The following is a 22,389-nucleotide window of genomic DNA, read 5'->3' as shown; positions in this document are numbered from 1 at the left end:
CGAGCATCGGGCCCATGCGGTTAGCGCGAAACAAGGCGCTGGAGAACCGCAAGGTCACACCGAAAGCTCCGCCTGCTGCCAGGTTCGCTCAAGGGCGTCTTCGTGGTCGCCGCTGTGGCCATGCTGCTGGGTGCACACCAGCCGATCGAAGAACGTCGCGTCGGTCTCGGGCTGACCGTCGTCCCTGTGGCCAGTCAGAGGATCGCGGCCCGGACGGCGCTCAAGGCATTGGGACCCGGCCAGGCCGGTCAGGGCTGCGCGGAGCGCACTGGGTTCGTCGTAGGCGGGCTGGCTGACGACTTTCCTCATCTGCTCGGGGATGATCTCTTGGAGCACCTTCATCGCAGCCTGCGGGTCTCGGGATTGCTGACAGATGGCGGCCAGATCCTTAGCCATCTTCTCGATGACCAACTCGCCGATCGGTGTGATCTTGCCGTTCTGGGTGACGAGGGTGTCCGGAGGGAGTGCGTCGAGGTCGATGCCAGCGCTGGTCATGCGGTGATCGTTCTTCCCGTTCTTCAGGTTCATGCTCCGAAATTAGGGTTCCGGCAGGGGCGGCAAAGGCTCGCGTCACCCGTTCGGCCAGGAGCGCGTAAGGGCGCCGGGGTCGTGCGGGGCGCCCGGTGTGATCGGTTCTCGTCGATCTCGCCGGAATCAATGCCTTGTGCAGGCCAACGCGTCGCCAGGCCAGGTACGTTGCCCCCATGGCTGACTTCTTGATCGTGATCACGACCGTGGACAATCAGGACGCCGCGCGGAAGCTGTCGCGCTCGGCAGTGGAGGCGAATCTGGCCGCTTCCGGGCAGGTGACCGGACCCATCGAGACGACGTACCGGCACCTCGGAGAGGTCTCCGAGGGGACCGAGTTCCAGGTGACCTTCCGTACGGCCGGTGACCGGCGCGAAGCGCTGGAGAAGCACCTGGTGGACAACCATCCCTACGACTCGCCCGAGGTCATCGCCTTCACCATCGACGCCGGCCGAGCGGAGTACCTGGACTGGATCACTCGGGCCACCCGCTAACCCTTGGCCCGTTCCAGTAGCGCACCGACCGGGGCGAGGGACCGGTGGGGCTCCAGTCGCTTGACCATCAGGCGGGCCCGAACCATCGGTCGGATCGACGCGAGTCCCTCGGAGAGGTCGAACACCCGGGTCGTGATCGCGGTCGCGTGCTCGATCTCGCCGGCGTCCAGGTAAGCGGCCGCAAGCCACGACAGGTAGAGCGCCTTGTCGCGGGACCGGGAGTCGTCGTACCGGCCCAGGGCGTCCTCCAGGGCCGGGATCGCCCGCAGGGGCCGGTGCAGCTCCGACCAGCACCTGCCCGTCATGATCGCGATCTCGTCGCGGTCCACCCAGTACGCCCAGTCGGGGCCCGGCTCGTCGCCCGGCTCGTGGATCGCCTCCTCGGCGAGGCCCAGCGCGTAGTCCGCTTCCCGGGCGTTCCCCGAGGTCGCGTGCTGCCAGGCCAATCGGTCGGCCAGCAGTGCCCGCACGACGGGTGCCGTCCCCGAACCGAGCGCCTCGTACGCGGCCGTGGCGAAGCGGATCCCGGAGTCGCCACCCACGGTCCATTCCAGGTACGCGAGGAAGGCCAGCGAGTTGCCTTCCAGAGAGCTGTCCTCGGCCTTGCGTGATGCGGCCAAGGCGGTCATGTAGTGCCCGCGGGCCTCCTCGTACTGGCCCGCGTCGTATGCCGCCCAGCCTGCGAGTTGAGCCTGTTCGGCGATGATTCCCCGCAGCCCCCTGCCGGTCGCCTCGCTGTAGACCCCCTCGTCGGCCAGACGGGTCGTGGTCGCCAGCTCGCGGACGTACATCTGGTAGGTGTCGCCACCGCCCACGAAGTCGTCGAGGCGCCGGAGCCGGGCGGTGCGCTGGCTCAACTGCCTTGGAACGTCTGCTCCGATCCTCCGTCCTGACGAGAGCAGGGAAGAGGGCTGTATGACGGCGATCCCGGCGCCGGCCGAAGCCGTCATGAATCCGCGGCGGTCGAACACTTCGTTCTCCTGGTCGGCCGCATCCGGTCTCACCGTTGCCCAGAGCGCCGAGGTCGTCTCGGCCCTGGTCGGTGGACAGGCCGCCGCAGTGATCGGGGCGCCAGGTGACCGCCGCCCTCGGGCTCGGGACGTACCGGGTGCGCACCGTCGAGGAGTCGGCGCGCACCGCGTGCTCCGACGGGCTGGTCTGGCTGGACACGGCACCCAACTACGCCAGGGCCCACCGGACACTCGGCCCGGTCATCGCCGACTACCCCCGTGCGATGGTCGCGACGAAGACCGGGTTCTTCACCCGGCAGGAAGGCGAGGCCGCGGTGGCGGCCGGCTTCCTCACGCCGGAGGAAGCCGCCGTCGGCCACAGCCTCCACCCCGGCTTCGCCCGCTGGCAGACCGATCGCTCCCTCGCGGCCCTGGGCCGCGCCGACATCGTGTTCGTGCACAACCCCGAGCACGCTGACCAGGACCGTGCGGTGTTGCACGCGCGGCTGCGTGATGCGTTCGCCGTGCTGGAGGAGTACGCCACCGAAGGCCGCATCGCCGGGTACGGAGTGGCCACCTGGTCCGGATTCCAGCACGAGGCATTCACTGTCCCCGAACTCCTCGCCCTGGCCAAGGAGGCCGCTGGATCGGGTGAACACCACCTCGGCGCCATCCAGCAGCCGGTCAGCCTAGTCATGGTCCGCCCGATCGCCCTCGCCCTCGGCCGGCGGGGCCCGCTCGTCCAGGCCCGCGCCGCCGGCCTGCTGACCTTCGGCTCTTCTCCCCTGCACGGCGGCGAACTCCTCGACTTGGCCACACCCGAACTCACCAAGTTCATCCGACCCGGCACCAGCACGGCTGCCGCCTGCCTCCTGGTTGCGGCGTCCTGCCCGAGCCTGGACGTGATACTGCTGTCCGCCAGTACGCCGCAGCATTGGAAGGCCGCCCAGGAAGCCATCGCCTCCCCGCTCGAACCGGACCAGCTCAGGAGGGTCACCGATGTACTCGCCCAATGATGAGACCACCAGGGCCCGCATGGAGGACGCCCTCGCCACCGCATCCTCACACCTGGCCACCGCTCCGACGGGCCCGCTGTCCTGGGGATGGCTCGGCCGGACGATCGGCTCCCGTACCGAAGGCGGCCACTGGCTCCGCGTCCACTGCGGCGAGGCGGCCAAGACCCCCACCACCCGGAACGAGGGCATCGCGCTCGCCGAGGAACGGGTCTCGGACAAGGTGTCCCGCCTCCACCTCCACGACCTGTACCGATGGGGGCGCGGGGAGTACGTCTTCGAGGCTGAGCTGATCGACTACGTCGCCCAGCCCGTCATCTCCCCGGAAACCCCCGACCTTACGGACGACCCAGGTCTCCCGGACTCCTGGTGGGCGACGTTGCGGGAGAGCCTGGACGCCCTCAGCTCCGCCGAGCCGCCCCGCGAGACCATCCGTCAATCCTGGGCGGACCGCGTGTTCCCGGAGTTCCTGGGCATTCCCGCTCCGCTCCTCACGGAACGCGTCACCGGCCACGCCGATCTCCAGTGGGCCAACCTCACGCACCACCCCCTCGTCATCCTCGACTGGGAACGGTGGGGCGCCGTCCCCGTCGGCTACGACCCGGCCATGCTTTACGTCAACAGCCTCCGGGTCCCCGCCGTCGCCGCGCGCATCCGCATCGAATTCGCCGACGTCCTGGACACCCCCGCCGGCCGGATCGGCGAACAGATCGCCCTCGCCGAAATGCTCCAGGCCGTCGGCCGCGGTTGGTACAGGGAGCTGGCTCCACTGTTGCGCCAGCGCGCGGGGGAGTGACGGGCGTCCTTCCTCGCTGAGCGTCAACAACGAAGGAGACAGACCGACATGATCGAACGAGTCCGAGCCGTCCTCGTCACCGCGGACGACACGATGCTGGTCATCCGCCGCACCAAGCCCGGAATCCCCGTGTACTGGGTGCTGCCCGGCGGCGGGGTCGAGGAGAGCGACGAGTCCCGGGAGGCCGCGCTCCACCGGGAGATCCACGAGGAGATCGCGGGGAAGGCCGACATCGTCCGCCTCCTGCACACGATGGAGTCCGACGACGAGCGTCAGCTCTTCTACCTCGCCCGCATCGCGACGTGGTCCTTCGAGGACCGGACCGGCCCCGAGTTCAGCGCCGAGGGACGCGGCGAATACGCGCTGGAGGAGATCCCGCTGACCACGGAGGGGGTCGACAGCATCGACCTCAAGCCCGAGGAGATCGCTCATGTCCTGCGGGGCGCCATCAAGGCCGGAAGCCTCGGAGGGGAGGCGGCGCTCTGAGCCCTTCGAGTGCGCCGACATGCCCCTGGGGCCCGCGCTGAGATGTGTGCCGCCGCCTGGTCGGCGCCGCGCCTCCCGGCCGCTCGGTCGGCGGCGTCTGCCTGCTGGTCGTGGTGGCTGGGTGCTGTGTGACTGCCGGGTCGTGACCACTGGGAGCAGCAGGGTGTCGAGGAGGATCACAAGCGTGGCGTCGCCCCTGGGCCGTCGCCAGTGCAGGCTCGCTGACGACATTGGCGCCATTGTCCGGCTCCAGCTGGTGGCTGCCGGACTGGTGATGCGCGCGAGGGGCGCGGCAACAACCTGACGCCCCGTTAGGGCAGTTATGGCACGCGGGCCTCGATAGGTCTAGACAACAAACAAGCCCCAGGACGCTGACCTGGGGCTTTGTCGTGGAGCGGATGACGGGAATCGAACCCGCGCTATAGGCTTGGGAATCACCGATCTCATCCGCGCCACCAGGCCCCTGACCAGCTAAAACGAGCACCGGGTCGCCCTTGCGGCTCACTTCGGTACCCGCCGTTGACCGATGCTTCCCGCCTTACCTGGCACGGCTATGGCATGGATGTCACGGTCCCAAGGTTGCCCACTGGGGAAGATCCGGAGGCCAAGGGCGCTGGTACCTGAAGGTGACCATTCCTCCAGCGATCTGTAGAGCAGACCTTCGCCCCGGGGTCGGGGTGGCGGAAACCTGTCCCGACCTCAGAGGCAGGTCACATCACACGTGTACGGTTTCAGACGCAGCGGGCATCAGGAGGGGGAGCCTTGGATCTGGAACACCGGACAGAGAATTTCGTCAACGCGTCCTGGTCCATGGTTGACCTGAGAGACCTCATCTACGACATGCTGGGTCTGCTGTTCACCGAACTGAGTCAGCACGGCGGCATGGCTGGAGACGACGGAGCCGGGCGGGCGTTCGCCGCCGTGTATAAGCCGGCGGTAGCGACCGTCTTTGCGTCGGCTGGCCACGCGCACCAGGTCATGGCGAACGGCGCCGGCACGCTCCTCAAGGCCGCTGAGGACTTCATCCGACAGGACAACGCGATCGCGGCGGCCCTCCTCGACCAGAGCCCGGCCGCTCCAGCCATCGGCTCGCAGCCGTCCGGGCCCGACTGCAACGCACGTGCCAGTCATAAGGCTGAGGATCTCCCCGAGGTTGTCGGGAAGACGAGCTGGACCGATCAGTATCTCTTCGACGAGCGCTTTCACGGGCAGCGCGACAAGCTGCGCAAGACGGCGAAGGTCTGGAACTCGGCCGCGAAGATCCTCGAAGATGCCTACTGGGACTCCGAGACCGCGTGGAATACCGCGACCACCAACCAACAGGGCGAGACTGCCACCGCCGTGGAGGGCTTCTTCAAGCTGTTCGTGGGCAAGACCCCGCCGCCCAGCGAAGTGGGGCCGGAGGAGACCCTCATGGCGAACCTCCCCACCGCATGCCGCATGATCGCCAACGCTTGCGAGGCTTATGCGGACCATGTCGAAACCGCCTCGAAGCGCATACCCGAAGAGTCGAACCCCATCACGGGTGACACCTTGCTCCCCTGGGACCGCGCCCGCTTTGGCGGTGATGGTCACGACGGTGGTCTGCACGAGCTGGTCTCCGCCGACATGCGCATCGCTAGTCTGGGCAAGATCCCGCCCGCCATGGACAGCTCCCAGGCACGTGTCCCCATGCCACAGCCCGATGGCGGCGGCTTCCTGCCGTCGCTACCGCCCTTCCTGGCCCCCCTCGTCCGCGTACCCCTCCTTGTCCCGGTCGGCTACCGCGTGCCGAACGGCCCTCGGGTCCAGCCGGTACCGCCGCCGACGCCTTCCGACCCCCGGTTCCCGCCTCTGACCGGTCCGCAGCAGAAGAACTTCCAGACCTGGCTGAACTCGCTGCGGGCGGGGGACGTCTCGGGCGGCACAGGGGGACCTGTGGCCTACCAGCTGAGGGTGTCCGGTTACCCCGAATACGAAGTCCCCATCCCAACAGGCATCAGCCCCAATAGCACGCTGATGGTGGACGGCTTCCGCGACAGCGACGGGATGGCAGTCGAGGCGAAGTACGTCAACAAACCGAACAAGCCGTGCTATCGGTCGTTGGACGAGCTCCGCGCCAATCATCAGACTGGCAAGAAGGACTTTCTCTACATCGGGGACCGTGAGGAGCTGACCAAGTACGCGGCGGCTCTCCGAGACCCCCGAAACACGGAGATGCGTGGAGTCGAAGTTGCCACCAACAACAGTGACTCCGTCTCCTACTGGCGCGTGATGATGGCCGCCTACGGTGTCAAGGGCTATGCCCGCCACGTTCCCTGATCCGCATCCCCACGTCACAGGAGAAAGTAATTGGACCCGTCCGACCTGGCCGAGCTCCGGACCATGTACGTCTTCAGCCCCGCCGACGGGGAAACCTGGGGGCTCACGTTCGAGGGGTTCAGGTCTCACCTGCTCGCACGAAACCCGGACGAGTTTCTCAGGCTCGACGAAGGCCGCACGGGGCCGGTCCGCAGAGCCTCGTTGCACTTCGGGATCACGTTCGATGACGAGGTGCTGGAGGGCTTCGCAGCGCTGACACCCGAGGGGGTGGCTATCAGGGACTGCACCGCCCACGCGGCCGCGAACTTCGCTGTCTGGCTCCGGGACGCAGTGGTGCCGCAGGACAAAGCCATCACCTTCAACACCGATTGGGGAATCGAGGGACAGATCCCAGACTCCCCGGTACCTGACGTCACGCGTCCCCGGCTCGTCGCGGCTTTCCTCGCCCACCTTGAGACCCTCGGCCTGGACTGAGTGCACCGAGGGCGCTACAACAGCCGCCGCGGTCCGCAAGAATTTGCGGGGTGCCCTGGACGGCGCCTCGTCGCCGAACTCGCCCCAGCCACGGGGACAGGTGGGCGGTGTCGTCCGGCGCGGACGGTGGCGAGCCACGACGAGACCTGTTCGCGCCGGTCGATACCGACCGAAGCGGGGGTCTGGGGGCCGGCGAAGGCCCCCAGCACCCACCGGTCTTCAGCGCAGTCCTTGACCTCAGCTCGGGTCCGGCGGTGACCATCCCGCAACCACTGCAGATGAATGACCCCTGACAAGCAAGAACGGTCAGGGGTCATTCGTTTGAGCGCTGCCACCGCTGTTCCTTGCCGCTTCTCCAGCGAACTGGAAGGGCACGACGATGCTCTGATCCGTAGCTCTAGCCACATCGGTCAGCGACGGTCATACCGGCTGCTTCACGGCCTGGCCGGGGTACTGGCGACCGGGGGAGGTTGCGGTGGTTGCGGTACGCCGCTGCTGTACCGCCAACCCTGCGGGCCCCAACTCGCGCCGAGGCCCGCGGCTGGGTCAGCCGGCGTATTCGCGGGGGTCGTACCCGTGGTTGCAGCCGGGGCAGAGCGTCAGGTCCTCGGGGTCGTCCGAGTACGGGTTGGGGATGATGCCGCCGTCGCACTGGGGGTCGGTGCAGGCCATGGTGTGCTCCTCGAGGTCGGTGCCGTTGCCCTGATGGGCACCGCCCCTGCACGGTCTGGGAGGGCGCACAAGGTGGAGCACCCCACTGTCTGAACGACCTTGTGCGCCCTCCCAGACCGTGCTGCCCTCGGGATCAGGACAGCGGTGCCGACCTCGCAGCGACCAGGCCCCGCACTTCTTCCGTGTATCCGCAGGTCGAGGGGTGTGGGCGGCTTCAATCCCGCCGTGGCAGTCCATAAATAGGCCGCAAGCTCACGTTCCCTGCCGCCTCGTGTCTCCTATGCGCTGCTGTCTGGCGGCTGTTGTCGTCAATGTTGTTACCGCACCTGAATGAGGCAACAACGCAGGATGCTCGGAGAGCTCCGCTACGGGATGAACTCAGGGGCACTCACACGGAGGTTCTCGCGAGTGTCCCGGTGGCATCAACCGCCAAGCCTCGACCTTGGCGTGCAGGTCAGTACAGCCCTCCCTGGCGACGGCAACCGTCCAACCAGCGACCATTGGATGTCGCCTGAAGTAGACAGGACATGACCACTCGACTAGTCTGCACGCATGCAGAAACGAGTTTTACTCCGTGAACTGCGGCAGGTAGCCGTAGGTAAGGGGGTGGATCTCGTGCTCGTGAGACAGGGATCGCGCCACGAGGTGTACGCGATTAACGGCGTGCTCCTCCCTGTCCCGCGACACAGTGAGATCGCCAAAGGACTGGCTCTGGATCTGATCCAGGCGGCAAAGGGGGCTTGATCGACACGGGGGATGCCGACTCTTATTCGGCATCCCCCAACGATCAGACTCTCATCAGTTCGGCGATCTGAACAGGAAGGGAAGGAGAAATGGGCGACAAGCTTACGTATGACGCGCTTGCGGTGCATGACGGAAAGTACTGGATTGTTCAAGTTAAGGGCCTTCCGGCGAACCACGCCGGGATCACGCAGGGTCGAACATGGCCCGAAGCAGAAAGGATGACGAAGGACGTAGTGGCCCTACTACTGGACGTTCCAGAGGAATCCTTCGACATCGCGCTAAGGCCAGCTGACCCCAAGATGGCCGAGGCCATCGCCAAGGTGGAAAAGACCCGGGAGGAAGCAGAGCGCGCGGCTGCCGTTGCGCTAGATGCACTTGAGGAAGCTGCGCGGCTCCTGACTGGCGAAGTGACAGTTAGAGACGCAGGAGCCATGCTTGGGGTCTCGCATCAATACATTGCGAAGCTAGCTCCAAAGAAGTAGCGCGCAGCAAGGCCAAGAGGTCCCCGTCAGGGCTAGAGACGGGGGCCTCACTTGCGCATGCACCCTGTTCTCCTGCGAGTGTTGCCCCGCCACTCTGAACCTCCGGGTGAACAACCGACCAACGCGCTGACCAGCGGCTGAGCTGTAGTCAGTTGTCACTTGGTCACTTCTGGGCTCCCTCACGACAACCCCATCACGGCCTGGGAGGGTGCTTGTCACTTGCGCGCGAGCAGTAAGGCAGATCGACTTTGGCGCGCCAGGTCGCAGTACTGAGGCGTCGACGTTTAGCCTCACGTCATGGCCGAGGAACAAGACAGACGATTGCCGCGAGTGACCATGCACCTCGTTTGGAGCAAGGGCATGCCAGGTGACGTCGTATTTGAGCTCCGTCATGTGGAGCCGGATGCGTAGCTTGACTTCGCTATCTCGACCACACACAGGGAGGAACCCATCAGCAGTAAGTCGGCCGCGAGGGATCGGGCTGCTGTGGAGGGTTGGGATCTGGAGGAGAGTGGGGGCGCCTGGGAGAGCTTGCCGGCAGCCTAACCCTGCCGACGGCGAAGGACTCTCAGCGATGCTCGGCTGTGAAGGTCTTGAAAACCGTCGTGGCGCGAGTCACCGTGGGTTCAAATCCCACACCCACCGCATATGAGTGGCCCCTGATCAGGAAGAATGGTCAGGGGCCACTTCCACACGTGTTCCCCGTTCGACGCCGTCAGTCACCGAGGCACCCCGCTAGATCGGGCACGCAAGGGGCACGAGATCCTGGCGCCATGACTCGTGAGCAGCTGGCCGCAGCCTTGGCTTCACATAACGGCGCCTGGGCGCGTGAGGCACGAGCCGTACTCCTTGGCGGCGCCAAGTTCGAGTGGCTCTCCGAGGGGCGGAAGACGGTCTCCGCACGGATCCTGTGGGACACGTGGCATTGGCGCCTCGAAGGGCTGATGGAGGCGGGTATCTCGCCGACGACAGGGGTCGCAGAGGTGGTCGACGCCCTCCGTGATGCAGGGGACGCGCAGATCCACATGGCAATGATTTTGGGCCCCGATCGAGCGCGCACGGTGTTCCTGTCGGCTGACCTCGGCGTGTGCGTTGCTTGCACTTGAGGGGCCTTGACTGGACCAGCGGGCGCGTTGCCTGACGTCGAGCGTGTCGAAGCTGCTGGCTAGCTCAGCCACAGTTCGCCCCGGCTGTCATCCCGTCTGCCGTCGACCCACACGAAATTTGAGGGTGCCGAGAGTTCCAAGCGGAGGGCACCGCTGCTGTCTTGCGCCAGCGCTGCCGCACCTGCCACCCCACCCGAGGCCCCGACTCGCGCCGGGGCCCTGGGTGCGTCAGCCGGCGTAGTCGTGGTGGTCGCGGGGGGCGTAGCCATGGTTGCAGGCGGGGCGCCCTGGACGGGCCTCGTCGCCGAACTCACCCCAGCCACGGGGACAGGTGGGCGGTGTCGTCCGGCGCGAACGGTGGTGAGCCACGACGAGACCTGCTCGCGCCGGTCGATACCGACCGAAGCGGGGGTCTGGGGGCCGGCGAAGGCCCCCAGCACCCACCGGTCTTCAGCACAGTCCTTGACCTCAACTCACCCCAGGCCGCGGTCAGTTCGGTGGAGCGGCTTTGGGCTGGAGCTGCTTTGGGGTGAGTGATCATGGCCCCTTAAGCTGCTGGCGAGTCGGGCAGTCTGTGGACCTGCCCGTAAAGCACGATGTTGGGGCCGTGATCTTAGAGGCTCGCCCCAAAGTGGCTGCCTAAAGCCGTGGAGCCGACCGCCCCGGCCACAGCGGGTTTCTCCCACCATCTACCCGAGCCGTAGGCGTGCGGCCGGCGGCCGGGCTGGAGCGGGGCGGAGACAGGCGCGCAGGCCCGGGTGACGGGCCGCGCGCGCCGCGCTGTGCGCGGCGGGTGCCTTGATGAAGTAGGGAAACTCTTACCGCGCGGCCTCGGCTCGGAACTTGTCGAGCAGCTCGAAGAAGAGGTCCATGGCCGGTACGCCTCGGTCCTCGGCTGTGAGCTCGATGGCGTATCCCCAGGTCAGGCTCCCGCAGCCCTCCCCGATGTGATCGCGAAGCCATTCGGCGAAGGGCCCGTACGTACGGAAGGGAGTGCCGTCCGGGTTGCCGCTGATCTGCATGGCAACGTCGAACCCGAACAAGATCGAGTGCAGGTGCGTGACCGAGTTGTGAGGCGCATACATGCTCGGCCTCAAACGCACGTCGTCCAGGAAGTCGTAGACGTCTCGCAATTCGCTGATCGGCCTAGGAGCTCGCCGTTTCCCCTCCGGAGTACTCACGCGGACGCCTTGAGCCGGCTGCCATCGTGGCTGCGGACGTGGGGGCCTGCGTCGTCGAGGGCGTCCAGGAGGCGGATCGCGAAGACCTCGGACATCTGCGCGGACACCTCCTCCGGGGTGAGCCAGGCAACCGCGGTCGACTCCTCTGAGGTGCGCTCGGTGCCTCCGGTCGGCATGCAGCGGAAGACGAGGGCGACGATCCCGCGGGTGGTGTTCTTGTAGACCCCGGTGAGCTCCTGGACCTGGACCTCGATGCCCGTCTCCTCCAGGACCTCGCGGCGGACGCCGGCCTCCGGGGACTCGGTGAGTTCGAGTACTCCGCCCGGCAGTTCCCAAGTCCCGTTGTCAGCTCGGCGGATCGCCAGGAGTCGGCCGTCCTCGCGCAGCACCGCCCCGGCGACGGACACGGAGTGCAGTGGCGTTGACTTGGCCTGCGGGGAACCCGTACTCATGTACAGGAGCATAGGAGGAAGAGAAGGACTATGGGAACCGCAGTAGGAGGTGGCAGGGCCGTACCTCGGTACGTGCAGATCGCCGACGACATCGTCCAGCAGATCCGGGCGGGAGTGCTCGGTCCTGGCGACATGGTGCCGAGTGAGTCCGAGCTCGTGGAGCGCTACGGCGTCGCGGGCGGGACGATCCGCAAGGCGATGGTGGAGGTTCGGGCCAGCGGGCTCGTGGAGACGCGTCATGGCAAGGGGTCGCTGGTGAAGGCCCGGCCGCCGGTACGGCACCGGTCCTCGGACCGCTTCCGGCGTACGCATCGGCAGGAGGGTAAGGCGGCCTACCTGGCCGAGTCCGCGCAGTCTGGCGCTGAAGCCGGCGTCAGCATGCTGTTCCGGGGGCCCATGGAGGCTCCGGAGGAGATCGCGGAGCGGCTCGGCGTCGCTGTGGGAACTCAGGTGCTCGCGCGTCGGCGCTTGTACTTCCGCGACGGGACTCCGGTCGAGACGGCTACCTCGTACCTGCCGTGGGACGTCGCGAGGGACATCCCCGAGCTGTTCGCCGACAACCCCGGTCCTGGTGGCATCTACGCCCGGCTTGAGGATCACGGCCACGTCTTCGCCGAGTTCGTGGAGACGCTCCAGGCCCGGCCGGCTGCCAAGGCGGAAGCGACCGAGCTGTCTCTGACCCCTGGAGCTCCGGTGGTGCACTTGCTGCGCAACGCCGTCACCGAAGAGGGCCGCGTGGTGGAGGTCTGCGACACGCTCATGGCCGCTGACCAGTTCGTTTTCGAGTACCGAATCCCTGCGCGCGACTGACGCCCGCTCAACTCCCCACAGCCCGCTGCGAGTTTCTCTTCGCGGCGGGTTGACTCATGTATAGGAGTCAGGCACTCTTCTTCATGTCACTCCTATATAGGAGTGACGGAGTCGCACCCCTATAGAGGGGTGATCTGCTGTGCGTCAGATTCCCGTCGACACCACCGGCGCGACCGTGATGGTCGCCCAGCCCCCGCAGCTGAAGATGCGCGACAAGAAGACCGGCCAGGTCGCCGTCGACAACGAGACCGGCGGCAACCTCATGACCGTCGACGTGCTGTTCGTGATGAACGGCAACGCCGAGGTCGTGTCCGTGACCGTGGCGGAGGCCGATGTCTCCGGCGAGCTGGTCATGGGTACCCCGGTCGCGCTGACCGGCCTCGTCGCCCGCCCGTGGGAAAACGAGTTCAACGGCCAGAAGCGCCACGGGATCAGCTTCCGCGCCGTCGCCGTCACCTCGCTCGCCAAGGCGGGCTGACGATGGACGCCTTATGGATCACGCTGCTGGTGGTCCTCGCCGTGGCCTTGGTACTCGTCCTGCGCTGGCTGCGGCCCACCTGGTACTGGATGACCTTCGGGGTCACCTTCGCGACGGTCCGCGTCCTGATCCGCTACCGCTCGGTGATGGACGCCTGCGGGCTCACCGTCCCGCCCTCCCGCTGGCGGATGGCGCTCGCCCGGGTCGCCAATCGCCCGGTCCCGGAAGCGCGTTCGCCCCGGATCCTGCGGCTGAAGCCCACTGCGACAGGGCTGGTCCTGCGGGTGAAACTCCGCCCCGGCCAGGACGCGTTCGACTTCTCCGCCTCCTCCGACCGGCTGCGGCACTCCTTCGCCGTCCACAACGTCGTCTCGCAGGAGATCCGCTCCGGCGTCGTCGAGCTGCGGATGACCGGCTACGACGTACTCAAGCGGGTGCGCATGCCGGCGGCCGTGCCCTCTGAAGGGCTCCGGGTGCCCGTGGCCCTGAGGGAGGACGGGACGGTGCATCACCGGGACTACCGGCAGGTGCCGCACGCCCTGAACGTCGGCGCGACCCAGTCCGGGAAGTCCGTCTACCAGCGCACACTCGCCGCCGGACTGGCACCGCAGAAGGCCGCGCTCGTCGGCATCGACTGCAAGAACGGGGTCGAACTCTTCCCTCTGGCCGCGCGGTTCACCGCCCTGGCAGACAACCCGGATGATGCCGCCGAACTCCTGGCCGCACTCGTCCAGTACATGGCCCGCGTCTATCAGCTCATCCGGGCCGAACAGCGCATCAGCGTCGCCCTGCCGGACACAGAGATCACCGCCGACATCTGGGACCTGCCCGCACACCTGCGCCCCGTACCCGTCGTGATCCTGGTGGACGAGGTTGCAGAGCTGGCTCTCGCCGCGAGCAAAGCGGACGAGCCCCGGCGGGACCGGATCGTCACCGACCTGGTCCGCCTCGCCCAGCTCGGCCGGGCAGCTGGCGTCTACCTGGAGATCTGCGGCCAGCGCTTCGGCTCCGAGCTCGGCAAGGGGATCACCATGCTCCGCGCCCAGCTCACCGGCCGTACCGCGCACCGGGTCAACGACGAGACCTCGGCGAACATGGCCTTCGGGGACATCTCTGCAGACGCCGTGCTGGCTGCCGTCCTGATCGACAAGGACCGTCCCGGCACCGCCGTGGCCGGTGACTCCTCCGGCGGCTGGTCCCGTGTCCGGGCCCCGCACACCACGCTCCGCAAGGCCGTGGACATCTGCAACGCCCACGCGCACCGCACCCCGAGCATTCCGGAACTGGACCCCTTCCGGCCCGAGCGTCCGGCTCGCGTCCTCGTCGGCAAGGTCCAGCCCAAGGCTGCTTCGGCGCCTGCCTTCTGATCACTCGCCCCATCCGGTCGGCGCGACCTCATCGCGCCAGGTCCCTACCCCACCCATGCCTGAAAGGAGGTGAAGACCATGCCCCGCCTGGTCCGCCCGGACGCCGTCCTCGTCCAGGCCGTCATCGCCGGAGCCCTCTCCTTCGCCCACCTTCACGACCTCGCGGCGGCTGCCGGACAGGACGGCTGGAAGGCCTGGGCCTACCCGGTCAGCGTGGACCTCCTTCTCGTCGCCGCCTGGCACCGCCTACGCAGCCTGCGGGACGCAGGGGAGTCCGCCCGCTCCGCCTGGTCCTGGTTCGCCGTCGCCCTGGCCGCCTCGCTCGGCGCGAACGTCGCCACCGCCGGCCTCCTCGACCTCGGCGACGTCCCGGACTGGCTCCGGATCCTCGTCGCCGGATGGCCCGCACTTGCCTTCCTCGGCGGCACGCTCCTGGTCCACCGGCCTACACCGCCCAGCCCCACGGATCCCGAGCCTGAGCCCGTCCCGGTACCTCTGCCCGTGGTCGAGCGGGCGACAGAACCCGGCGTACAGGCCGACCCGCTTCCCGCCCTGCCTGCCCCTACGCCTGCGCCCGCGCCTGCTCCGACTCCTGCACCCGCCCCGGCAGCTGTGGTCAGCGCTCCGCCCGCGCTCGTCGCCCATGCCCAGAAGATCGCCGCCGATCACCGCACCCGTACCGGCTCGGACATCGACGCCGAGACGCTCCGTGCCCGGCTCGGTGTCCCGTCCCCGATGGCTGAGGCCATCGCCGCCCAGCTCGCCTGAGGAGGCCCGATGCCCGCCCGGATCAACTTCCGCTCGGTGATGAAGATCGGCCCCGTCCAGATCGGTACCTACCGCGATCGCCGTGGCCGCACCAAGGACGCCGCCGTCTGCACCGCCGACTCCTGCGGCTGGTCCTCCGACTACACCTCCTCCACCGCCGCCCAGCTCGCCGCCCGCACCCACCGCTGCCGCGTCAGCTGACCCGAAAGGCCAACGCCATGGACATCCCGCTCTGGCTCGCCCTCCTGGTCGTCGCAGTCCTCGGCTACAAGCTCGTCCGCCCGCCGCTCTGGCTCGTCGCCGTGATCCTCATCGGCGGCTTCCTCCTCGCGGACAGCTTCCTCGCCCCGGCCATCGACACCGCGATCAACAAGTAACCCGCCCCGGAAGGAGAACAGCCGTGTTCAAACCCAAGTACCCCAGCCCCGACACCTACACCCCGGCAACCATCCGCCCGACCCCCGCACCCGCCCAGCACCCGGAGCCCGCCCCGGCCCCGGTGACCGCCAAGGCCCCGAACACCCTGAGCGGCCTGGTCCAGCACTCGCCCGGCGCCACGCTCGCCCTCGCCGCCGGCGCAGTCGCCGGAGTCCTCGCCCTGGCCTCCGTCGCCGTCTCGCTGCTCCTGGCCGTGGCCGTCACCGCGGTCGCCCTGTCCATCAGCGCGGTCGTCGTGCTCTTCCTTGTCCGGGCCTTGCGCCAGGAGTTCAAGAACCACTGACCCACTGGTCTCCGAGGGGCGCCACAAGCCGCCAAGCATCGCCGTGCCCGGAGCCCGCACACCACCACTTCCGACCGCACGAAGGAGCATCGTGGACACCCAATCGCTCGCCTTATGCCTGCCGCTCGTCGGCTGGGCCGCTCACTCCGGCCTGCTGGCCCACCGCCTCGCCGCCGCCCGCCGCGACCCGCTCACCGGCCTCCACACCCGCGCCGGATGGACCGCACGAGCGGAGCGCTTCATCCGCCGGCACCGAGACTCCGTCGTCCTCCTCCTCGACCTGGACGACTTCAAGACCCTCAACGACACCCACGGCCACGCCGCCGGAGACGCCGCCCTCGCGGCCACTGCAACCCGCCTCACCGCTTGGTGCGACCGCTACGGCTTCGCCGGACGCCTCGGCGGAGACGAGTTCGTCGCCGTCCACCGGCACCCGCACCTGAACGGCCTGACGGCGATCCTCAACGCCCCACTGACGTACGAGGGGCACTGGCTCCCCGTCTCCGTCTCCATCGGCTCCTGCCGCCTCGCGGACCTGCCCGTACGTGGCCTTCCCGAGGCCCTCGCCGCCGCAGACGCCTCCATGTACGCGGCCAAAGGCACCACCGGCCGCCGAGGCCAGCACCACACCTCTCACTGACCGGCCTCCGGGCGGCGCACAAGCCGCCAAGCATCGCCGCCGCCCGGACGAACCGGCCCCTTCCAACCGCGATCGAAAGGACGACCATCATGACCCAGCCCAACCACACCCCGCCCAAGGTCTGCCCGAACTGCGACGGCTTCCCCGCCGTGCACATCACCCTCGGCGGCCGCGACCACACCGGCGCCCTGCGCACCATCACCGCCCACTGCCCGGCCTGCCAGGGCACCGGCCACCGCTCCATCCGCCGGCCTCACCGGACAGTGACGGCGTGACCGACTCCGCGACCCTCGCGGACCTGGACCCCGGCCTCCTCGGCGACATGCTGAAGGTGGCCGGGGCTCCCGGTTACGCCCGCTGGGAAGACCAGATCCGCCGCACCGGCGGCTGCTCCGACCCGATCCACATCACCGGCTGGACCGTCACCAAGGACAAGACCTCCGGCGAGCTCCTCCACCGCTACTCCACCGAGAACGAACCCGGCGCCCGCCTCCGCATCGCATGCGGCAACCGCCGAGCCTCCCGCTGCCCCGCCTGCGCCTGGACCTACGCGGGCGACACCTACCACCTGATCCGCGCCGGCCTCGCCGGAGACGACCGCCGCGACATCCCCGCCACCGTCCGCGAACACCCCCGCGTCTTCGCCACCCTCACCGCCCCCTCCTTCGGCCCCGTCCACAACCGCCCCGCCGGCCGTCCCTGCCGCTGCGGCAAGCACCACCAGGAGCACGACGCCGAACTCGGCACAGCCCTCGACCCGACCACCTACGACTACGCCGCCGCGGTCCTCTTCAACAACCACGCCGGACAGCTCTGGCAGCGGTTCACGACGCGCTTGCGCCGGGAGATCGCTGCCTCCGCAGGGCTGACCCAGCGCGAGCTGAAGGAGGAGGCCCGGATCTCCTACGGCAAGGTCGCCGAGTTTCAGAAGCGTGGGGCGATCCACTTCCACGCCGTGATCCGGATCGACGGACCGGACGGCCCTTCCAGCCCTCCGCCGTACTGGGCCAGCACGGAGCTCCTCGATCGCTCGATCTGGGCCGCTGTCGCCCACTCCTACACCTCGGTCGGTGTCCCGGCCGCCTCCGACCAGCCCGCCCGCACCTTCCGCTGGGGCACCCAACTCGACATACGCCCGATCAAGGCATTCGGCGACGGCTCCGACATCACCGAGCAGGCTGTCGCCTCCTACGTCGCCAAGTACGCGACCAAAGCCGCCGAGAACACCGGCACCCTCGACCGCCGGATCGGAAACCGCGAGGCCCTGGTCCTCCTGGACGTGCCCGACCACACCGCCCGCCTCATCGCGGCCTGCCTCGACCTCGACCCGCTCTACCCCGACCGTCGACTCGCGGGCTGGTCCCACATGCTCGGCTTCCGCGGGCACTTCTCCACCAAGTCCCGCCAGTACTCCACCACCCTCGGTGCCCTCCGCCAGACCCGAGCCGACTACCGGGCCGCCCAAGAGCGTGAAGCTCGCGGCCTCGCCGATATCGAGCCGGACACCGTGCTCGTCCTCGCCTCCTGGCAGTACGCCGGCCACGGCCACACTCCCGGCGAATCCGTCCTCGCCGCCACCATCGCCCGCGACATCCAGCTCAACCGGCTGACCGCCCGCGAAGCCCTGCAAGGAGAGCAGCATGAATGAGCGCTACCTCAGCGTCGTCCAGGTCGCCGAACTGCTCGGCACCACCGTCCGGTTCCCCCGCCGCTTGGTCGCCGAGCGTCGCATCCGGTACGTCAAGGTCGGCACGCACGTGCGAATAGCCGAGAGCGCGGTACGGGAGTACATCGCCGCGCACACCGTCGAGCCGCGCAGGCCTCACCGCTCCCGATTCCGGAGGGCTGCCTGATGGCCAACAACAAGGGCAGACGGCGCCGGTTCGGGGCCATACGCAAGCTGCCATCGGGACGGATCCAGGCTCGCTATCCCGGTCCCGACGGGGTGATGCGCCCAGCACCAGAGACCTTCGCGACCACACGGGACGCGGACGATTGGCTCGCCGAGAAGCAGACCGAGATCAACAAGGGGGATTGGCGGGACCCGGACGCCGGGGCGGTCAACTTCCGTGAGTACGCGCTCCAGTGGGTGGACGAACGGGGGCTCGCTGCCACGACCGACGAGCTGTACCGCCGGCTGTTGAGGCTGCACCTGCTGCCGGCCTTCGAGGACCAGGACCTCGACGAGATCACTCCGCCTCGGGTGCGGACCTGGCGGGCCGAGCGGCTCAAGGAGACGGGGGCCACGACCGTGGCCAAGGCCTACAGACTGCTCAAGGCGATCATGGAGACCGCTGCCGACGACGAGTTGATCCGCCGGAACCCCTGCCGGATCAAGGGCGCGGGGAAAGAGTCACCTGCAGAACGGCCGACCGCCACCGTCGACCAGGTCGATGAGCTTGCCCGAGAGCTCGGGCCGCGCTGGCGGCTGCTCGTCTACATCGCCGCTTATGGTCCGGCCCGGCCGGAGGAGCAAGCAGCCCTGCGCCGGCCTGACGTCGACCTGGCGAACAACGGCGTCTGGGTGCGGACCGCCGAGCCCGAACTGAATACCGGGAAGCGGGCCCCAGGCGAGGCCAAGTCTGAGGCAGGTAAGCGGTTCATCGTCCTGCCGGACTTCATGACAGGTGATCTCAAGCTCCACATGTATCTGTACGCGGAGCAAAAGCCGGACGGGCTGCTCTTCGTGGGGGAGCGGGGCGCTCCGTTTCGGCGGACGACCTTTGGACGGAAGTGGAAGAAAGCCCGGAAGAAGGTGGGACTCCCGGAGGGCTTCACGCTGTACGACCTTCGTCACACCGGGCACACCCTCTCAACCCAGTCCGGCGCCACCCTCAAGGACACGATGGTGCGGGCCGGCCAGTCCTCGGAGAAGGCGGCCATGATCTACCAGCACTCCAACCTGGAGCGGCAGCAGGAAGTTGCAGCGGGGATCGACGCGCGGGTGCGGGCCATGCGGGCCAAGGCTTCTGGCACGGATCTGGCACGGGACCATTAGAAAGGTCTAGGCAACACAAAAGCCCCGGGTCACTGACCTGGGGCTTTGCTATGGAGCGGATGACGGGAATCGAACCCGCGCTATAAGCTTGGGAAGCTCATGTTCTACCATTAAACTACATCCGCACGGTGGGCCAGTTGCCTGGAGCTCCATCGTCGCCCACTCTACCTCATGATCGACCCCCGGTGAATTTACCGCGGGGTCGTCGTCGTGTGTGGTGTGCACCGAGGCGTGTGCGTGCGGGAGTTGGGGCGTACCGTGTGGGTGCGGAGCGGCGGCTGGAGTGGGTGCCGATCATCCCCTAATGTGGCGATTCGTCGCAGTACGGCTCGTTGGGGAAAGGGACTCGATGGAGCACACCGTCGTCCGTTGTGCCGAAGGGCACGTTTTCAGTACCGCCTCCTTCCCGCTGCAGCACCTCGGTGCCGGCCGGATCGGGCCCGGGCGGCTGCTGCGGTGTCCGCGGTGCGCGCGGTTGCGGCACGCCGTGCCCGTCGGGGCGGTCAAGCGGTAGCGGACGGGCGCGCGGGCGCCGCTCTCGATTGGGGGTGGCCCGCGCGCTCTGCGTATCCTCGGGACGTGCTTCTCTCTGACAAAGACATCCGGGCCGAGATCGACAGCGGACGGGTTCGCATCGACCCGTTCGAGGAATCGATGGTGCAGCCCTCCAGCATCGATGTACGTCTCGACCGGTTCTTCCGGGTGTTCGAGAACCACCGGTACGCCCACATCGATCCGGCGATCGAGCAGGCGGACCTGACCCGGATGGTCGAGCCGGAGGGTGACGAGGCCTTCATCCTGCACCCGGGTGAGTTCGTGCTCGCCTCCACCTACGAGGTCATCTCGCTGCCCGACGACATCGCCTCCAGACTGGAGGGGAAGTCCAGCCTGGGCCGCCTCGGCCTGGTGACGCATTCGACCGCCGGGTTCATCGACCCCGGGTTCTCGGGCCACGTGACCCTGGAGCTGTCGAACCTCGCCACGCTGCCGATCAAGCTCTGGCCGGGTATGAAGATCGGGCAGCTGTGCATGTTCCGGCTCAGCTCGCCCGCGGAGTTCCCGTACGGCAGCGAGCGGTACGGGTCCAGGTACCAGGGGCAGCGCGGTCCGACCGCCTCGCGCTCCTTCCAGAACTTCCACCGCACCCAGGTGAGGCACGAAGCATGAGTGACGCAGTACGCGAGAACCTCGACTACGAGGGCTTCGGGCGGGCCGTGCGGCAGCTCGCGCAGACCATCGCCGACGACGGGTACGAGCCCGACATCATTCTCAGCATCGCCCGTGGCGGCGTGTTCGTCGCCGGTGGGCTGGCCTACGCGCTCGACTGCAAGAACATCCACCTGGTGAACGTCGAGTTCTACACCGGTGTGGGGACCACGCTGGAGATGCCGGTCATGCTGGCGCCCGTGCCCGAGGCGATCGACTTCACCGACAAGAAGGTCCTCATCGCCGATGACGTGGCCGACACGGGCAAGACGCTGAAGCTCGTCCACGACTTCTGCCTGGGCCACGTCGCCGAGGTGCGCTCCGCCGTCATCTACGAGAAGTCCCACTCGCTCGTGAAGTGCGAGTACGTGTGGAAGAAGACCGACGAGTGGATCAACTTCCCCTGGTCGGTCGAACCGCCCGTCGTGAAGCGTGAGGGTCAGGTCCTCGACGCCTAGGCGACGGAGTCCGGAGTACCGAGTACGGAACATGCGAAGGCCCGCCGCGCAGAGGCTGCGCGGCGGGCCTTTTGCGTGCGCGGGCTAGATGGTGCCCAGTTTGATGATCGACAGGAGTGCGATCAGCTGGATCGCGGAGGCGCCCAGCGCCTTCGGCCACGGCAGGTCGTGCGACTTGCTGACCAGCGAGGTGAAGAGCGCTCCGGCCGCCACCCAGGTGGCCCAGCCGAGGATCTGCACGACCATGTTGTCGCCGCCGAGGAACACCGCGAACAGCAGGCGCGGCGCGTCCGTGATGGACATGATCAGCATGGACAGGCCCACCGTCGGCTGCCACGTGCCGTCGCCGCCCAGCTGACGCGCCAGCGTGTGGGTGACCGCGCCCAGGATCAGACCGCAGATGACGAAGGCCACGCCGGCGGAGAGGACGATCGGGACGGCCTTCGACAGGGTCGCGTTGATCACGTCCTCGCGGGCGTCGTCGAGGCCGAAGACCGCGAGGAGACCGTAGAGGAAGGTCACGATCAGCGCGGGACCCCAGACGGAGTAGTCGCGCATCTGCAGGAAGGTCTGGCCCGGCCGCGTCACGATGCCGCGCAGGAGCTCCTTCCACGGCAGCCGCGGCCCGGCCGGCGCGGCCGCGGCCGCACCCGCCTGGTAGGTCGCGCCCTGGCCGTACGGGTCCTCCCCGACCGCGAAGACCTGGGTGTGCCCCGGGTTGTCGTTGGTGTAGCCACCGCCGCCACCGTGACCGCCGCCCCCGGGGCCTCCGTGGCCGTACGGGGGCTGCTGCTGCGGGTGCGGCGGCTGCTGTCCGTACGGGTCGAAGTACTCCGGCTCGCCGTGGCCCCCGCCGCCCGGCTGCGGCCACTGCTGCTGCGGAGGTGGGCCTCCGGCGGGAGGGTAGGGCTGCTGGCCGTAGGGCGGCGGTTGCTGCCGGCCGTACGACTGCTGCTGCTGCGGGGGTTGTTGCGGAGTGCGGTTGTTGTCCCGGCCGCGTCCGATCCTGAATCCAGCCACGTGATCGAACGTACCTGGTCCCGCGGACTCCGGTGGACGGTCGCCCGGATAACGCACCCTTTGCGGCTGACCTGTGACATCCCCTAGGGGTACCCCGAGGGCCCTACCGAGTGTCCGGTTTACGTGGCTGCGCCACAGTCTGCGGCTCTCTGTTACGTTGCCGACGGAATATGCATATATCGGGCCCGTAGCTTCGTGTTCGTCGCCGCCCCGCAGCACGAACGAGTACGTACGTACGCACGAG

The 22,389-nt window shown here is 68.1% G+C and carries 28 protein-coding genes and 2 tRNA genes; 22 read left to right on the top strand and 8 right to left on the bottom strand.

Going from position 1 to position 22,389, the window contains the following annotated elements:
- Nucleotides 1-54: 54 nt before the first annotated feature.
- On the bottom strand, nt 55-528 hold the full coding sequence (locus tag RIU97_RS19100; RefSeq protein WP_404958344.1) for a hypothetical protein: 474 nt from the start codon (nt 526-528) through the stop codon (nt 55-57).
- A gap of 176 nt (nt 529-704) precedes the next feature.
- Here RIU97_RS19100 and cutA point away from each other — a divergent pair, with 176 nt between their 5' ends.
- Nucleotides 705-1,022 (top strand): divalent-cation tolerance protein CutA, encoded by a 318-nt coding sequence (gene cutA / locus RIU97_RS19095; RefSeq protein WP_390796354.1) that lies wholly within the window; start codon nt 705-707, stop codon nt 1,020-1,022.
- On the opposite strand, the gene RIU97_RS19090 is transcribed toward cutA, so the two are convergent.
- Complete coding sequence (locus RIU97_RS19090) at nt 1,019-1,879, bottom strand: XRE family transcriptional regulator (protein WP_404958341.1); 861 nt, start codon at nt 1,877-1,879, stop codon at nt 1,019-1,021. The two genes, cutA and RIU97_RS19090, sit on opposite strands and share 4 nt — an antisense overlap.
- Nucleotides 1,880-2,097: 218 nt before the next feature.
- Between RIU97_RS19090 and RIU97_RS19085 the strand changes: the two genes are divergently transcribed.
- From RIU97_RS19085 to RIU97_RS19075, 3 genes are read left to right on the top strand one after another with little or no spacing between them, the layout of a single operon-like run.
- On the top strand, nt 2,098-2,988 hold the full coding sequence (locus RIU97_RS19085) for an aldo/keto reductase (protein WP_404958339.1): 891 nt from the start codon (nt 2,098-2,100) through the stop codon (nt 2,986-2,988).
- The gene (locus tag RIU97_RS19080) at nt 2,972-3,781 is read left to right on the top strand and encodes a hypothetical protein (RefSeq protein WP_404958337.1); all 810 of its coding nucleotides are present in this window, start codon (nt 2,972-2,974) and stop codon (nt 3,779-3,781) included. Before RIU97_RS19085 ends, RIU97_RS19080 begins: the two co-directional genes overlap by 17 nt.
- A 48-nt stretch (nt 3,782-3,829) precedes the next feature.
- Nucleotides 3,830-4,267 (top strand): NUDIX domain-containing protein, encoded by a 438-nt coding sequence (locus RIU97_RS19075; RefSeq protein WP_404958335.1) that lies wholly within the window; start codon nt 3,830-3,832, stop codon nt 4,265-4,267.
- A 390-nt stretch (nt 4,268-4,657) separates the two neighbouring features.
- Here RIU97_RS19075 and RIU97_RS19070 read toward each other — a convergent pair.
- Nucleotides 4,658-4,718, bottom strand: a tRNA-OTHER gene (locus RIU97_RS19070).
- A 311-nt stretch (nt 4,719-5,029) separates the two neighbouring features.
- Between RIU97_RS19070 and RIU97_RS19065 the strand changes: the two genes are divergently transcribed.
- A complete protein-coding gene (locus tag RIU97_RS19065; protein ID WP_404958334.1) occupies nt 5,030-6,568 on the top strand; it encodes a restriction endonuclease fold toxin-2 domain-containing protein in 1,539 nt (512 codons plus the stop codon).
- A gap of 30 nt (nt 6,569-6,598) precedes the next feature.
- On the top strand, nt 6,599-7,042 hold the full coding sequence (locus RIU97_RS19060) for a hypothetical protein (RefSeq protein WP_404958332.1): 444 nt from the start codon (nt 6,599-6,601) through the stop codon (nt 7,040-7,042).
- Nucleotides 7,043-7,588: 546 nt separating this feature from the next.
- Here RIU97_RS19060 and RIU97_RS19055 read toward each other — a convergent pair.
- Nucleotides 7,589-7,714: a hypothetical protein gene (locus RIU97_RS19055; RefSeq protein ID WP_404958330.1), complete on the bottom strand. Its 126-nt coding sequence runs from the start codon at nt 7,712-7,714 to the stop codon at nt 7,589-7,591.
- A gap of 833 nt (nt 7,715-8,547) precedes the next feature.
- Here RIU97_RS19055 and RIU97_RS19050 point away from each other — a divergent pair.
- Complete coding sequence (locus RIU97_RS19050; RefSeq protein WP_404958328.1) at nt 8,548-8,940, top strand: type II toxin-antitoxin system HicB family antitoxin; 393 nt, start codon at nt 8,548-8,550, stop codon at nt 8,938-8,940.
- A gap of 773 nt (nt 8,941-9,713) precedes the next feature.
- Nucleotides 9,714-10,046, top strand: a complete 333-nt coding sequence (locus tag RIU97_RS19045; protein ID WP_404958326.1) for a hypothetical protein — start codon at nt 9,714-9,716, stop codon at nt 10,044-10,046.
- Between the two features lie 818 nt (nt 10,047-10,864).
- Here the strand turns inward: RIU97_RS19045 and RIU97_RS19040 are convergent.
- Together RIU97_RS19040 and RIU97_RS19035 are read right to left on the bottom strand one after the other, a co-directional pair.
- Nucleotides 10,865-11,131 carry a hypothetical protein gene (locus tag RIU97_RS19040; RefSeq protein WP_404958324.1) on the bottom strand — a complete coding sequence of 89 codons (267 nt, stop codon included), beginning with the start codon at nt 11,129-11,131 and terminating at the stop codon, nt 10,865-10,867.
- Nucleotides 11,132-11,223: 92 nt separating this feature from the next.
- Nucleotides 11,224-11,691, bottom strand: coding sequence for an NUDIX hydrolase (locus RIU97_RS19035; protein WP_404958322.1), 468 nt, complete (start codon nt 11,689-11,691; stop codon nt 11,224-11,226).
- A gap of 18 nt (nt 11,692-11,709) precedes the next feature.
- Between RIU97_RS19035 and RIU97_RS19030 the strand changes: the two genes are divergently transcribed.
- The 12 genes from RIU97_RS19030 to RIU97_RS18975 all read left to right on the top strand — a co-directional run bounded on the left by RIU97_RS19030 (nt 11,710) and on the right by RIU97_RS18975 (nt 19,461).
- On the top strand, nt 11,710-12,489 hold the full coding sequence (locus RIU97_RS19030; RefSeq protein WP_404958320.1) for a GntR family transcriptional regulator: 780 nt from the start codon (nt 11,710-11,712) through the stop codon (nt 12,487-12,489).
- Between the two features lie 139 nt (nt 12,490-12,628).
- Nucleotides 12,629-12,967 carry a hypothetical protein gene (locus RIU97_RS19025; RefSeq protein ID WP_383199674.1) on the top strand — a complete coding sequence of 113 codons (339 nt, stop codon included), beginning with the start codon at nt 12,629-12,631 and terminating at the stop codon, nt 12,965-12,967.
- A 2-nt stretch (nt 12,968-12,969) separates the two neighbouring features.
- Complete coding sequence (locus RIU97_RS19020) at nt 12,970-14,334, top strand: FtsK/SpoIIIE domain-containing protein (RefSeq protein WP_404958318.1); 1,365 nt, start codon at nt 12,970-12,972, stop codon at nt 14,332-14,334.
- 78 nt (nt 14,335-14,412) lie between these two features.
- Complete coding sequence (locus RIU97_RS19015) at nt 14,413-15,102, top strand: DUF2637 domain-containing protein (RefSeq protein ID WP_404958315.1); 690 nt, start codon at nt 14,413-14,415, stop codon at nt 15,100-15,102.
- Between the two features lie 9 nt (nt 15,103-15,111).
- Nucleotides 15,112-15,303, top strand: a complete 192-nt coding sequence (locus RIU97_RS19010; protein WP_404958313.1) for a mobile element transfer protein — start codon at nt 15,112-15,114, stop codon at nt 15,301-15,303.
- A gap of 17 nt (nt 15,304-15,320) precedes the next feature.
- Nucleotides 15,321-15,479 (top strand): hypothetical protein, encoded by a 159-nt coding sequence (locus tag RIU97_RS19005; RefSeq protein ID WP_404958311.1) that lies wholly within the window; start codon nt 15,321-15,323, stop codon nt 15,477-15,479.
- A 23-nt stretch (nt 15,480-15,502) separates the two neighbouring features.
- Nucleotides 15,503-15,823, top strand: a complete 321-nt coding sequence (locus RIU97_RS19000; protein ID WP_404958309.1) for a SpdD protein — start codon at nt 15,503-15,505, stop codon at nt 15,821-15,823.
- A gap of 91 nt (nt 15,824-15,914) precedes the next feature.
- Nucleotides 15,915-16,463 (top strand): diguanylate cyclase domain-containing protein, encoded by a 549-nt coding sequence (locus RIU97_RS18995; RefSeq protein ID WP_404958307.1) that lies wholly within the window; start codon nt 15,915-15,917, stop codon nt 16,461-16,463.
- An 89-nt stretch (nt 16,464-16,552) separates the two neighbouring features.
- Nucleotides 16,553-16,738 carry a hypothetical protein gene (locus tag RIU97_RS18990; RefSeq protein WP_404958305.1) on the top strand — a complete coding sequence of 62 codons (186 nt, stop codon included), beginning with the start codon at nt 16,553-16,555 and terminating at the stop codon, nt 16,736-16,738.
- On the top strand, nt 16,735-18,111 hold the full coding sequence (gene repSA / locus RIU97_RS18985) for a replication initiator protein RepSA (protein ID WP_404958303.1): 1,377 nt from the start codon (nt 16,735-16,737) through the stop codon (nt 18,109-18,111). The genes RIU97_RS18990 and repSA overlap by 4 nt, the downstream gene beginning before the upstream one ends.
- Nucleotides 18,104-18,316, top strand: coding sequence for an excisionase family DNA-binding protein (locus RIU97_RS18980; RefSeq protein ID WP_404958301.1), 213 nt, complete (start codon nt 18,104-18,106; stop codon nt 18,314-18,316). Before repSA ends, RIU97_RS18980 begins: the two co-directional genes overlap by 8 nt.
- A complete protein-coding gene (locus RIU97_RS18975; protein WP_404958299.1) occupies nt 18,316-19,461 on the top strand; it encodes a tyrosine-type recombinase/integrase in 1,146 nt (381 codons plus the stop codon). The genes RIU97_RS18980 and RIU97_RS18975 overlap by 1 nt, the downstream gene beginning before the upstream one ends.
- Before the next feature lie 51 nt (nt 19,462-19,512).
- Here RIU97_RS18975 and RIU97_RS18970 read toward each other — a convergent pair.
- Nucleotides 19,513-19,586, bottom strand: a tRNA-Gly gene (locus RIU97_RS18970).
- A 454-nt stretch (nt 19,587-20,040) separates the two neighbouring features.
- On the opposite strand from RIU97_RS18970, the gene dcd reads away from it, so the two are divergent.
- Nucleotides 20,041-20,628 carry a dCTP deaminase gene (gene dcd, locus RIU97_RS18965; protein WP_030009868.1) on the top strand — a complete coding sequence of 196 codons (588 nt, stop codon included), beginning with the start codon at nt 20,041-20,043 and terminating at the stop codon, nt 20,626-20,628.
- Nucleotides 20,625-21,125: a phosphoribosyltransferase gene (locus tag RIU97_RS18960; protein ID WP_404958297.1), complete on the top strand. Its 501-nt coding sequence runs from the start codon at nt 20,625-20,627 to the stop codon at nt 21,123-21,125. The genes dcd and RIU97_RS18960 overlap by 4 nt, the downstream gene beginning before the upstream one ends.
- 84 nt (nt 21,126-21,209) lie before the next feature.
- Here the strand turns inward: RIU97_RS18960 and RIU97_RS18955 are convergent, their stop codons facing one another.
- Nucleotides 21,210-22,145 (bottom strand): Yip1 family protein, encoded by a 936-nt coding sequence (locus RIU97_RS18955; protein WP_404958295.1) that lies wholly within the window; start codon nt 22,143-22,145, stop codon nt 21,210-21,212.
- Nucleotides 22,146-22,389: the final 244 nt, after the last annotated feature.

Origin of the sequence: Streptomyces sp. 147326, from assembly GCF_045000215.1 — a bacterium.
Lineage (GTDB): Bacteria > Actinomycetota > Actinomycetes > Streptomycetales > Streptomycetaceae > Streptomyces.
The sequence above is the reverse complement of the archived record's forward strand: the minus strand, read 5'-3'. Positions and strand labels throughout refer to the sequence as shown.

Bases quoted from the DNA above. Each gene is read 5' to 3' on its own strand.
- RIU97_RS19005 (WP_404958311.1), top strand. From the start codon at position 15,321: ATGGACATCCCGCTCTGGCTCGCCCTCCTGGTCGTCGCAGTCCTCGGC.
- RIU97_RS19040 (WP_404958324.1), bottom strand. From the start codon at position 11,131: ATGTATGCGCCTCACAACTCGGTCACGCACCTGCACTCGATCTTGTTC.
- RIU97_RS19075 (WP_404958335.1), top strand. From the start codon at position 3,830: ATGATCGAACGAGTCCGAGCCGTCCTCGTCACCGCGGACGACACGATG.
- RIU97_RS19010 (WP_404958313.1), top strand. From the start codon at position 15,112: ATGCCCGCCCGGATCAACTTCCGCTCGGTGATGAAGATCGGCCCCGTC.
- RIU97_RS18960 (WP_404958297.1), top strand. From the start codon at position 20,625: ATGAGTGACGCAGTACGCGAGAACCTCGACTACGAGGGCTTCGGGCGG.
- RIU97_RS19030 (WP_404958320.1), top strand. From the start codon at position 11,710: ATGGGAACCGCAGTAGGAGGTGGCAGGGCCGTACCTCGGTACGTGCAG.
- RIU97_RS19035 (WP_404958322.1), bottom strand. From the start codon at position 11,691: ATGCTCCTGTACATGAGTACGGGTTCCCCGCAGGCCAAGTCAACGCCA.
- RIU97_RS19015 (WP_404958315.1), top strand. From the start codon at position 14,413: ATGCCCCGCCTGGTCCGCCCGGACGCCGTCCTCGTCCAGGCCGTCATC.
- RIU97_RS19100 (WP_404958344.1), bottom strand. From the start codon at position 528: ATGAACCTGAAGAACGGGAAGAACGATCACCGCATGACCAGCGCTGGC.
- RIU97_RS18990 (WP_404958305.1), top strand. From the start codon at position 16,553: ATGACCCAGCCCAACCACACCCCGCCCAAGGTCTGCCCGAACTGCGAC.
- RIU97_RS19020 (WP_404958318.1), top strand. From the start codon at position 12,970: ATGGACGCCTTATGGATCACGCTGCTGGTGGTCCTCGCCGTGGCCTTG.
- cutA (WP_390796354.1), top strand. From the start codon at position 705: ATGGCTGACTTCTTGATCGTGATCACGACCGTGGACAATCAGGACGCC.
- RIU97_RS19050 (WP_404958328.1), top strand. From the start codon at position 8,548: ATGGGCGACAAGCTTACGTATGACGCGCTTGCGGTGCATGACGGAAAG.
- RIU97_RS18980 (WP_404958301.1), top strand. From the start codon at position 18,104: ATGAATGAGCGCTACCTCAGCGTCGTCCAGGTCGCCGAACTGCTCGGC.
- RIU97_RS19080 (WP_404958337.1), top strand. From the start codon at position 2,972: ATGTACTCGCCCAATGATGAGACCACCAGGGCCCGCATGGAGGACGCC.
- RIU97_RS19045 (WP_404958326.1), top strand. From the start codon at position 9,714: ATGACTCGTGAGCAGCTGGCCGCAGCCTTGGCTTCACATAACGGCGCC.
- RIU97_RS18975 (WP_404958299.1), top strand. From the start codon at position 18,316: ATGGCCAACAACAAGGGCAGACGGCGCCGGTTCGGGGCCATACGCAAG.
- RIU97_RS19055 (WP_404958330.1), bottom strand. From the start codon at position 7,714: ATGGCCTGCACCGACCCCCAGTGCGACGGCGGCATCATCCCCAACCCG.